Source organism: Pseudoduganella sp. GW821-FHT12E03, assembly GCF_058807115.1.
In genome coordinates this window covers 130,856-142,163 of sequence record NZ_JBXAQJ010000012.1, presented here as the reverse complement: position 1 = coordinate 142,163, position 11,308 = coordinate 130,856, and the positions used below count along the sequence as shown (strand labels likewise).

11 protein-coding genes and 1 riboswitch are annotated in these 11,308 nt (G+C 61.1%); all 11 genes read right to left on the bottom strand.

Translation table 11 applies throughout. The annotated features are described in order from the left end of the window. Window positions 1-132: 132 nt before the first annotated feature. The 11 genes from AC1RRC_RS27020 to AC1RRC_RS26970 all read right to left on the bottom strand — a co-directional run bounded on the left by AC1RRC_RS27020 (window position 133) and on the right by AC1RRC_RS26970 (window position 11,210). A complete protein-coding gene (locus AC1RRC_RS27020) occupies window positions 133-1,239 on the bottom strand; it encodes an S-(hydroxymethyl)glutathione dehydrogenase/class III alcohol dehydrogenase (RefSeq protein ID WP_493058700.1) in 1,107 nt (368 codons plus the stop codon). 50 nt (window positions 1,240-1,289) lie between these two features. Further along, a complete protein-coding gene (locus AC1RRC_RS27015) occupies window positions 1,290-1,727 on the bottom strand; it encodes a response regulator (RefSeq protein WP_493058699.1) in 438 nt (145 codons plus the stop codon). Continuing rightward, window positions 1,724-2,158: a response regulator gene (locus AC1RRC_RS27010; protein WP_493058698.1), complete on the bottom strand. Its 435-nt coding sequence runs from the start codon at window positions 2,156-2,158 to the stop codon at window positions 1,724-1,726. Before AC1RRC_RS27010 ends, AC1RRC_RS27015 begins: the two co-directional genes overlap by 4 nt. A 286-nt stretch (window positions 2,159-2,444) precedes the next feature. After that, window positions 2,445-3,074 carry an ANTAR domain-containing response regulator gene (locus tag AC1RRC_RS27005; RefSeq protein ID WP_493058697.1) on the bottom strand — a complete coding sequence of 210 codons (630 nt, stop codon included), beginning with the start codon at window positions 3,072-3,074 and terminating at the stop codon, window positions 2,445-2,447. Between the two features lie 128 nt (window positions 3,075-3,202). Then, a complete protein-coding gene (thiE, locus tag AC1RRC_RS27000) occupies window positions 3,203-3,838 on the bottom strand; it encodes a thiamine phosphate synthase (protein WP_493058696.1) in 636 nt (211 codons plus the stop codon). Between the two features lie 15 nt (window positions 3,839-3,853). After that, window positions 3,854-4,654 (bottom strand): bifunctional hydroxymethylpyrimidine kinase/phosphomethylpyrimidine kinase, encoded by an 801-nt coding sequence (gene thiD / locus AC1RRC_RS26995; protein ID WP_493058695.1) that lies wholly within the window; start codon window positions 4,652-4,654, stop codon window positions 3,854-3,856. After that, on the bottom strand, window positions 4,651-5,454 hold the full coding sequence (locus tag AC1RRC_RS26990) for a thiazole synthase (RefSeq protein WP_493058694.1): 804 nt from the start codon (window positions 5,452-5,454) through the stop codon (window positions 4,651-4,653). Before AC1RRC_RS26990 ends, thiD begins: the two co-directional genes overlap by 4 nt. Before the next feature lie 139 nt (window positions 5,455-5,593). Then, on the bottom strand, window positions 5,594-5,797 hold the full coding sequence (thiS, locus tag AC1RRC_RS26985; protein WP_493058693.1) for a sulfur carrier protein ThiS: 204 nt from the start codon (window positions 5,795-5,797) through the stop codon (window positions 5,594-5,596). A 13-nt stretch (window positions 5,798-5,810) separates the two neighbouring features. Then, window positions 5,811-7,691, bottom strand: coding sequence for a phosphomethylpyrimidine synthase ThiC (gene thiC / locus AC1RRC_RS26980; protein WP_493058692.1), 1,881 nt, complete (start codon window positions 7,689-7,691; stop codon window positions 5,811-5,813). Window positions 7,692-7,761: 70 nt separating this feature from the next. Next, window positions 7,762-7,873, bottom strand: a riboswitch (TPP riboswitch). Between the two features lie 81 nt (window positions 7,874-7,954). After that, on the bottom strand, window positions 7,955-9,526 hold the full coding sequence (locus AC1RRC_RS26975) for a M20/M25/M40 family metallo-hydrolase (RefSeq protein WP_493058691.1): 1,572 nt from the start codon (window positions 9,524-9,526) through the stop codon (window positions 7,955-7,957). Window positions 9,527-9,701: 175 nt separating this feature from the next. Further along, window positions 9,702-11,210, bottom strand: coding sequence for a DUF4214 domain-containing protein (locus tag AC1RRC_RS26970; RefSeq protein WP_493058690.1), 1,509 nt, complete (start codon window positions 11,208-11,210; stop codon window positions 9,702-9,704). Between the last annotated feature and the right edge of the window lie 98 nt (window positions 11,211-11,308).

The following is an 11,308-nucleotide window of genomic DNA, read 5'->3' as shown; positions in this document are numbered from 1 at the left end:
CTACATTGGGACGCGACGAGTGCGTGCCGGGGTCAGGCGTAACGATAAGGCAAGGCGGAGGGAAATCGGCGGGAAATGCGACAGGCTGCAAACCGGACGGTGCAGCCTGTTGATTCAGCTCAAGAGCGAAAATTAATACATGACGACGGAACGGATCGATTCCCCGCTCTTCATCAAGTCAAACCCTTTATTGATGTCGTCCAGCGCCAGCTTGTGCGTGATTAGGTCATCAATGTTGAGTTTGCCTTCCATATACCAGTCGACGATTTTCGGCACATCGGTGCGGCCGCGCGCGCCGCCGAACGCGGACCCTTTCCAGACCCGGCCCGTCACCAATTGGAATGGACGAGTGGAAATTTCCTGCCCCGCCGCCGCCACGCCGATGATGATCGACTGGCCCCAGCCCTTGTGGCAGCACTCCAGCGCCTGGCGCATGGTGGTGGTGTTGCCGATGCACTCAAAGCTGTAATCGGCGCCGCCATCGGTCAACTGGATGATGGCGTCCACCACATTGTCGACCTCGTTCGGATTGATGAAGTGCGTCATGCCGAATTTGCGGGCGATCGCTTCGCGTTCCGGATTCAGGTCGACGCCGATAATCTTGTCCGCGCCCACCATCTTCGCCGCCTGGATCACGTTCAGGCCAATGCCGCCGAGGCCAAACACCACCACATTGGCGCCCGCTTCCACCTTGGCGGTAAACAGCACCGCGCCCACGCCGGTGGTCACGCCGCAACCGATGTAACAGACTTTATCGAAAGGCGCGTCGGAACGGATTTTCGCCAGCGCGATTTCCGGCACCACGATGTAATTGGAAAAGGTCGAGGTGCCCATGTAATGGAAAATGGGCTGGCCATCGATGGAAAAGCGGCTGCTGCCGTCCGGCATCAGCCCCTTGCCCTGCGTGGCGCGGATCGACTGGCACAGGTTGGTCTTTTGCGACAGGCAGAATTTGCATTGCCGGCATTCCGGCGTATACAGCGGGATGACGTGATCATCCTTTTTCAGGGATTTCACGCCAGGGCCCACATCGACCACGACACCCGCTCCTTCGTGTCCAAGGATGGCGGGGAAAATACCTTCAGGATCCGCACCAGACAGCGTGTAGTAGTCGGTATGGCAAATGCCGGTCGCCTTGATCTCGACCAGCACTTCCCCTTCACGCGGCCCGCTCAGCTCGACCTCTTCGATGGTCAGCGGCGCACCTGATTTCCACGCTACGGCGGCTTTGGTTTTCATAAATGTTCCTGTTGGTGTGGGAAAAAGTCCCACATCTTATCAAGGAACAATTATTCGTGACACGCCATCGACGCCGTAAAACCAAAACCCCCGGGCAATTGCTGACGGCTGGCCCACAACTGGCGCACCTGCGATGCCAGACGCAACGGTTCCAACGGTTTGGCAATGATGCCGATCGCGCCGGCCGCCACGTATTGCGCCACGTCCGCCGCAGCCGCCAGCCCCGTGACAAACATGGCCGGCGTATCCCGCAAGTGCGCAATCCGGCGCAATTGCGACAACGTCATCAGCGCGTCGCGGTTGCAGGAAGCCACGTCCAGCAAGATCAAATCGGGGAAGAAATCCGCCGCATCGAGCAAACCGCTGCGGCTGGAATCGCAATCGCACACTTCGAAGCGGCCGATGACTTCCAGCGCCATCTTGGTAACACAGCGCAACTGCGGATTATCTTCCACGTACAGGATGTTGTTCAAATCAGCTAATTTCATATTGGCAACTCCTGCAGCGATGCGGACGACAGTCCCAGCATGTGGGAAACCGTGCGCCACAGTTGGCGCGGCGAAGTCCAGGGCTTCGGCAGGAAGGCATGGGCCGGCGTGCGCAAGCCCGGATGGCGTGCCGAGTACAGCAAGACCGCCGGCGGCGCCGAGCGTCTGGCCAAGTTATGCAGCAGGTCGACGCCGTCGCCATCAGGCAAATCGGGATCCAGCACAACCAGCGCAAATTCTTGTTCACTGATGGCCCGCACCGCTTCCGCCAGGCTGGCGGCATGGTGGACCAGGGTTTCCGGCACCAGCAAGGTTGCCAGGACCAGTGCGGCATCGCCATCGCCGTCCACGTGCAGCACGCGCGGTACATCACGGCAAGCTGCAGCGACTTCGCGGTATGCGTCACATTGAATGTCAGGTGTATCTTTCATCGTCATCTCCGCCCGCAGCCGGCAGGCTGCGGCATAGGCTGGGTTGATGCAAACCTGACGCGCATGCGATGCGTGTATGCGACCACGTATGGCAATCAGTCTCAGTCAGGGTTGCAGGGTCGGCGGAGTAGGGCCGGGGAAAAACAGATGCGGCGCAGGGAACAGGCGGCCACAGTGGGAAGCGGGGACGGGTCGAGGCCCCGCTGTATGATTTACAGTGTAGCGCAATTCGACACAATGTTGCGCAATATAATTATCTATTGCAGCGATTGTGTTTTACAAACGACTATTTTTTCAGGCGGGCGTTGAACGATACATGCAAGCTGTTCAACATTTCCTCGGCCGCCAGCAACTGGTCGGCAATTTCATTGATCTTGCGGCGGCTGGAACGGGCATGGTCGCGCAACACTTCAAAGGCCGTGTTGCGGTCGGTCTGGAACTTGCACATCAACAGGCCCACGGCCAGGCTGGTTTCCCGCCCCGCAGCCAGGGCGGCATTCAAATTCATTTCAGTCCGGCGCAACTGGCGGATTTCATCGGCGCGCGCCAGGCTGGCGCGGAAGGCCGGCATCAAATGCTGTTCGTCGACCGGCTTGACGACAAACCCGACGGCGCCATGGGCGGCCGCTTCCTTGGCGGCGTCATTGTCGCCGCGGCCGGACAGGAACATGAAAGGCACCGAGGTATTGCGGTTCAATTGCTTGGCCAGTTCCAGGCCGGACATGCCCGGCATATGGATGTCAAGCATGGCCAGGTCGGGTTCGCGTTCCGCAATCAGCTTCAGCGCTTCATCGGCGCCATGGGCTTGCATGGTGTCATAGCCTGCATGGCGCAGGATTTCGCAAATGAATTCCGCCAGCAGTTTGTCGTCATCGACAACGAGGATCAGGCGCTTGGCCGGGGCTGGTGCAGTCATGGTCGGCAACCTTTATATAGCATGAGTGCCGGGCCTTTAGGCCGGGCATCCACATTATGATGCATGGGTGCCGGGCCTTCAGGCCGGGCACCCACATTAACTAGCATGGGTGCCCCATTATAGATAAATCAAGCTGCCTGTGCGCGATTTCCTTGCCTCTCAAACAAGAGATTGAAGGCCCGCACCGCGCCGGCCGGATCGACGGCCTGGTATACGCTGGTAATCGCCGCCACCATGTGGGCGCCGCGCGCCACCAGCGGCGCCGCATTTTCCGGCGTCATGCCGCCGATCACGCAATTCGGCAAAGCCACCTGCGTCAGCGCCGCATCGATAATCGATGGCTGCGTGGTCACGGCATACTTCTTGACCAGCGAGGGATAAAAACCGCCGAACGCCACATAGCTGGCGCCGGCCGCCTGGGCATCGATGGCCAGCTGCATATCGCCATAGCACGACGCGCCAATGATTTTGCCGGAGCCCAGCAAGGCGCGCACCTGCGCCACCTTGGTGTCGGTGCCGCCCACGTGCACGCCATCGGCATCCAGTTGCAGCGCCAGGTCGATGTGGTCGTTGATGATGAAGGGCACGCGGTAACGGCGGCACAGCTCTTGCAGCGCGGTGGCCTGTTCGATGCGCAAATCAATACCGGCATCCTTGTGGCGGTATTGCAGGATGCCGACACCGGCCGACAGCGCCTGTTCCGTCACTGACAGCAGCTTGACGGTGTCATCCCAGTTGGGGGTGACCAAATAGAGTCCTTGCATCGTATCTCTCCTGAATTAACGTTGCGGGATCAACTGGCCCGGCGCGATCGCATACGCGGCCGCCAAAGCCCGGTGGGTGTAGCCCTGCGCACGGACCAGGGCTTGCGCCACCGGATAGCCATACGCCAGCAAACCGGCAATGGTGGCGGCCAGGGTGCAGCCGCTGCCATGGAATTCGCCGGGCAGGCGCTGCCAGCTCCAGCTTTGCCCCTGCGCCTGGGTGAACCAGCGGTTGATGATGGTGTCGCCCATGCCATGGCCCCCCGTGATCAAGACATGCTTACAGCCTTTATCGAGCAGCAACTGGGCATGGTCGCGTGACTGGGCATGGTCGACCGCCTGCGCGGGCGCGCCGGCCAGCGCTGCCGCTTCCACGCCGTTCGGTGTGATCATGGTCGCCAGCGGCAACAGCGGCGCCAGTGCCTGCACCGCATCATCGCGCGACAACAGGTCGCCGTGGCCGCTCGCCAGCACCGGGTCCAGCACCACCGGCAAATCCGGGTAGCTGGCGCGCAGTTCGGTAATGACTTGCGCAATCGCCTGCGCATTGGCGGCGCTGCCCGTGATGCCGATCTTGACGGCGCGGATGGCGACTTTCGCCGCCAGCGCGCGCGCCTGCTTCAGCACCATGTCCGGCTCCACCGGTTGCACGGCGTACACGCGGTTATTGTCTTGCACGGTCAGCGCCGTGATGACCGGCAATGCATGGGCGCTTTGCGCATGGATCGCCAGGATATCGGCAGCGATGCCGGCACCGCCCGACGGATCGGCGCCGGCAAACACCAGCACGCAAGGTTGGCGGGCTTCGCTGGTCATGCGCTGTGACCTGTCATGCGTCCGGCCATCGGCGACGATGGCGATGCCGTGAATTTGCGGGCAATCCGGCCGGCCAGGAACGCTTCGCGGCCCGCCTGCACCCCCAGCTTCATGGCGCGCGCCATGCGGATCGGATCCTGGGCGCCGGCAATGGCCGTGTTCATCAGCACACCATCGCAGCCGAGTTCCATGGCGATGGCCGCATCCGACGCCGTGCCTACGCCGGCATCGACCAGCACCGGCACCTTCGATTGCTCGATAATCAGCGACAGGTTCCACGGATTCAAGATCCCCATGCCGGAACCAATCAGCGACGCCAGCGGCATGACGGCCGCCACGCCGATGTCTTCCAGCATGCGCGCCTGGATCGGATCATCGCTGCAATACACCATCACATCAAAACCATCCTTGACCAGCTCTTTGGCGGCCACCAGGGTTTCCGGCATATTCGGGAACAGCGTTTTTTCATCGCCCAGCACTTCCAGCTTCACCAGTTTGTGGCCGTTCAACAGTTCACGCGCCATTTGCAGGGTGTACACCGCATCCTTCGCGTTGTAGCAGCCGGCCGTGTTGGGCAGGATGGTGAACTCGGACGGCGGCACCACGTCCAGCAGGCTGGGCGCGTTCGGATCCTGGCCGATATTCACGCGGCGGATCGCCACCGTGATGATGTCGGCCTCCGCGGCCAGGGTGGCGTCGCGGGTCTGTTGCAAGTCTTTGTATTTGCCGCTGCCGACCAGCAGGCGGGATTTGTAGGTCTTGCCTGCGATGGTGAGCAGGTCTTGGTGTTGGTCACGCATTGTTGAATTCTCCAGTTTTTTTGTATCGCGGCGGTGATCACGTAGGGCGGGTTCCGTGAACCCGCCACGCATGCCGTGCGGCGGCGCCAGCACGGCGGCTTTGTCAAAGCCGCCCTACGCGACGCGCGCGCAACGGAGATCAACCGCCGCCGATCGCCCGCACGATGTCGACTTTGTCTTGCGCCTGCAATGCGTGCGCCGGCCAGCCCTGGCGCGGCACCACCGTGCGGTTGACGGCCAGCGCCAGCGCCTGGTGCGCAATGCCCAGCTCTTCCACCAGCGACTGCAAAGTCTGCGCCGGCGCCACCGTACGGGATTCGCCGTTCAGTTCAATCTGAATCATGGCAATGGCCCCGTTACGCCTTGCTGTACAGCTGGGAGCCACCCTTGACGAACTCAATCGCCTTTTCCTGCATGCCGGACGCCGCGTACTCGCGCACATCCTGCGTGATCTTCATCGAGCAGAAGTGCGGGCCGCACATCGAGCAAAAGTGCGCGACCTTGGCTGAATCCTTTGGCAAGGTCTCGTCGTGGAACGAGCGCGCCTTGTCCGGGTCCAGGCCCAGGTTGAACTGGTCTTCCCAACGGAATTCAAAGCGTGCCTTGGACAAGGCGTTGTCGCGGATTTGCGCGCCCGGATGGCCTTTCGCCAGGTCGGCCGCGTGGGCGGCGATCTTGTAGGTGATGATGCCTTCCTTGACGTCATCCTTGTTCGGCAAGCCCAGGTGCTCTTTCGGCGTCACGTAGCACAGCATGGCGCAACCGTACCAGCCGATTTGCGCGGCGCCGATGCCGGACGTGATGTGGTCGTAGCCCGGCGCGATGTCGGTGGTCAGCGGGCCCAGCGTGTAGAACGGCGCTTCATCGCACTGTTCCAGCTGCAAGTCCATGTTTTCCTTGATCAGCTGCATTGGCACGTGGCCAGGGCCTTCGATCATCACCTGCACGTCATGTTTCCAGGCGATCTGCGTCAGTTCGCCCAGGGTTTTCAATTCACCCAGTTGTGCCTCGTCGTTGGCGTCATACACGGAACCCGGACGCAAGCCGTCACCCAGCGAGAACGACACGTCGTACTGCTTCATGATCTGGCAAATGTCTTCGAAGTGCGTGTACAGGAAGTTTTCCTTGTGGTGCGCCAGGCACCACTTCGCCATGATCGAACCACCGCGCGACACGATGCCGGTCAGGCGCTTGGCCGTCATCGGCACATAGCGCAGCAGCACGCCGGCGTGGATGGTGAAGTAATCGACGCCCTGCTCGGCCTGTTCGATCAGGGTATCGCGGAAGATTTCCCAGGTCAGGTCTTCGGCCTTGCCGTTGACCTTTTCCAGCGCCTGGTAAATCGGCACGGTGCCGATCGGCACCGGGCTGTTGCGGATGATCCATTCGCGGGTTTCGTGGATGTGCTTGCCGGTGGACAGGTCCATCACGGTGTCGCCGCCCCAGCGGATCGCCCATGTCAGTTTGTCGACTTCTTCACTGATCGACGACGTCACGGCGGAATTGCCGATATTGCCGTTGATCTTCACCAGGAAGTTGCGGCCAATGATCATCGGCTCGATTTCCGGGTGGTTGATATTGGCGGGGATGATGGCGCGGCCACGGGCGATTTCCTCGCGCACGAATTCCGGCGTGATCTCCGCCTGGATATTGGCGCCATAGTTGAAGCCCGGGTGCTGGCGGCCCATCATGTCGGCCATGCGTTCGCCCAGCGGACCGGCGGCGCGCAGCTCGGCCAGGTATTCCTTGCGGCGCATGTTTTCGCGGATCGCCACGTATTCCATTTCCGGCGTCACGATGCCTTTGCGGGCATAGTGCATCTGCGACACGTTGGCGCCTGCTTTGGCGCGGCGCGGCTTGCGGGACAGGTTGAAGCGCAGTTCGGCCAGCTTTTCATCGTCCAGGCGCGCCTGGCCGTAGTCGGAGGTTGGGCCGGCCAGTTCTTCGGTGTCGTCGCGCTCGGCGATCCATGGCGTGCGCGGGGTCGGCAAGCCGGAACGGATATCGATTGCAGCAAGCGGATCGGTGTACACGCCGGACGTGTCATACACGTAAATCGGCGGATTGACTTCATGGCCAAACGACGCGGAGGTATCGGATTGCGAAATTTCGCGCATCGGCACCTGGATGTCAGGGCGGCTGCCTTCAACATAGATCTTGCGGGAATTCGGCAGTGGTGCGACGGCGGCGCTGTCCACTTCAGCAGTGGCGGACAGGAATTTGGCGTTGGCGTTCATTTGGCTCCTTCAGTAGCTCTACAGGAGCCAGCAAAGGAGATTCGGCGGAACACCAATCGGACGGACTGGTGGAGCGAGCCTAAAGCTTCCCTTCGCTGGCATTATCCAGATCAGGTTCGGAGGGTATTTCTCACCCACAGTTACGCATTCGAATGCGCAACGCAGGACCCCTAGCGTGTGCTGCCCTTGCGGACAGCGAGCGGATTATACATCCGCCCGCCGCCGCATGGCGTAAATGTCACATATAGCTGACGAACTAACGATTATGGCGTTTGTGGCTTGTAAGTGACCGTCAGCGTGTAGCTCGACGCGGTGTAGCCGTTCAACAACACATAGACATCGCCATTGGCCGTCATGTTGATCGAGCAGGTTTCCGTTGCCGACGAACCGTCCGACTTGCAGTCATACGAGGTGGTGGTCGGCGCCGTGGTCTTGCGCGCATACAGGTCGACGTCGCCGGTGCCGGTGGTCGCCACTTTGAACGTGCCGGTGGTTGCCTTGAACGGACCGAAGGTGCGCTTCTGGTTGACGGTCAGCGAACCGGTGAAGGTTTCCACCTTGTCGGCCGGCGGCGGCGTGCCGGGGCCATCGCTACCCAGTTCCATCGCATAAGTCATGCCCAGACGCGCAAATTTCAGCGCGTGGTTGGCCTGGCTGCCCATGCTGGCGAACGTGTCGTTGACGGTGTGGATGTTCGGGTTGTCCTGGTTGAACGAGGCCTCGAACGGCAGCGAGGCCCAGTATCCCTGGCCGGTCCACGAGGCGTGGTCGGAGCAGCCATAGCCGCAACGGTCATAGGCGATGGTCAGGCTCGGCTGGTACGTTTGCACCAGCTTGGCGATGAAATCGTTTTGCAGGCTGTCGGTGTAATCGGTGTAGATAAAGATATCGCTGGCCGAACCCTTGTAGTTGGTCATGTCCAGCTGCATCACGCCGACCACATTGACGTTGTTGTTCTTGTGCCAGACGGCGATATCCTGCGACCCGCGCAAACCCACTTCTTCCGCCGCGTAGCCCATGAACTTGATGGTGCGGCGCGGCTTGTAATTTGCCGCCAGCATCACGCGCAGCGCTTCGGTCAGACTGGCCACGCCGGACGCGTCATCGTCCGCGCCCGGGGCGCGGGTGCTTTCGCCCATCGAGCCGCTGACAATGGAATCGAGGTGGGCGCCCAGCACCACGACTTCATTGCCGTTGTCGGTGCCGTTGATGGTCAAGATCACGGATTTTTGCGGATAGCCGCTATGGGTAAATTGCGACACGCTGATATCGCTGCGGCCGGCCGCCATCGTGGTCCACTTGTTTTTCAGCCAGTCCGACGCATTCACACCAGCCGTGGTGGTGTAGTAGCGGTTGGTGAACGCGGACATGTCGGTGATGGTCTGGCCGATATTCGTGGCCTGCAACTGCGACACCAGCGGCGTGATCAGGGTCTGGTTGTCGAGCACATACGAAGGACGGGTCAGCACGGGCGCCAGCGTGGTTTTCTGGGCCGACGGCGACAGGATCGCCAGGCCTTCCGCTTCACTGCGGTGCATCATGAAGCCGCCGCAGCGCTTCAATTCATGGTGCACGGCGGCCGACAGTTTCAGCATCTGGTCTTCGTCGACTTCGACCAGGTGCACCTGTTCCTTGGCAGCGGCCTTGCCGGCGGTGGCGGCCTGCGCCGTCAGCGAGCGGCTTTCGCGCGCGATGGCTTGCGGTGCGGCTTTCTTCAATTGCGTGTAGGCGGCATCGCCCACAGTGATCCAGAAGGTCTTCTGCTGGGCCTGTGCGGCCCCTGCCGCGCCAGCCAACAAGCTTGCCGCCAACAACGTGGTGAAGCGAACTGCCATGTCTGTCTCCTTGGTTGTTACCTCAGTTGTTACGTATACGTTTATACGAGCGGACCAAGGTAGACAGATACGGCAGGTAAATCAAAAAAATTGCAAAAATAGACAGAGTTTCAGCGGGTGTTACAGGCTTAACAGATCCATGCAAGCTGCAAGCCTGACATCACGTCTCAGGCACCTACGAACCAAACGGGGTGTATTCGCAGCCATGCTCGATGCTGCCGATCACCTGCGCCCGGTTTTCCGCGCCTTCGCTGAAGTTCAGCAGCACGTTGGCGCGGCCCTCGCCATGGTTCAGCACGTCGACCCAGTAATCCAGGCCGGCCTGTTCCGCGTCGCGGTGCAGCACGTTGTTATACAGGCGGGCGACAAAGGCCGCGTTCGACGGATTGTCGCCATACAGCTGGGCAAATTCCGTGCTCTTGATAAAGCTCTCGGCCAGATCGTGCAAGGTCACATGGCCGTCCAGCGCCTTGATCCAATAGCCCAGGCCCGGGTTGTCCGGTGTGCGGTCAAACGCGGCGCGGTACATGCGCCATGCCTGGCCCGCATTGCCGTCGATGTCATACGCCACGGCGCCATCGGCAAATTGCAGGCGCTCGACATTGGTCAGCACATCGACCCCGCCGCCCGAGGCCACGGTGAGTTTGCCATCGGCCTGGGTCACGGTGTATTGCGCCTTGTTGCCGGCAAACACCACGGTATCGGCGCCGGTGCCGCCGTCGACCTTGTGGTGGTCGGACAGCATCGTGATCACGTCATTGCCGGCGCCCGCAAATACGCTGAGCTTGCCGCCACCGCCCCCCACGGACACCGCGTCATCGCCGGCGCCGGACGCAATCAATATCTGGGCAGGCAGCACGGCCGGCAAGGTCACATTGATCGTATCGCTGCCGGACAGCGCGCCATGGACCAGTCCCAGCATGTCGTCGAGCTGGCCACTGTTGAACATGACGCCCAGGTCATCGCCGCGCAGATAACTGCCGTCGCGGAATTCCAGGTCCAGTGACGTGGCTTTGCCATCGAGCGTGAAATCCGACACCGGCGGTTTCAGCCAGATATCGGGCACGGCGCCGACCGCGTCGGGATGGGCTATCGCATCCGGATTGCCGGACAGGTTGAAACGGCCTTCGATCATGGCCGAGGCCAGGAATTTATCGGCGTTCACCGTCAGGCTGTTGAAACTGCCATGCAGCTGGCCATCCTTGTTGATGGTCAGGTGGCCATCGAGTTCGGCGCTGACGTTGCCATACAGCGCGTCATAGTCGGCCGACGTGGTGGCGTACAGGGTTGTGACTTTGATGCTGTCCATGGCGGCGACCGTCGCATCGATGCTGAACACAGGCTGCGTCATGTAGTTGAATTCGAACTTGCCGGCCGCTTCAATCGACACGGCGCCGGGCGCCGTGAGTTTCATGCCGGTGGCGCTGGCGACGCCACTGGCGGCCGTGGCGTTGGCCAGGGTCACGCCGGTATATTCCTGCACCACGCCGTTCGGGTAAGTAATCTTCACCGTGCCGTTCGCCAGCACTGCGGCCGTGAATTTGGTCCCATCGCCCGCCAGCCCCGCCATGGCGGACGCCATCGCATCCATTGCCGTGTCGAACGCCCCCTCGTCGTGCGCCAGTCCGTCCAGTGCGGCGCTGTCCATCACCGCCTGGGAAATCTTGACATCGATCGTAGCCATGTTTTGCCTCCATGATTGTCAGCTGCGGGAATGTGGCTCAATGTTTCCAAAATGAAAACATTGAGAACATGACTTCATTATATGAAAGCCACTCAACC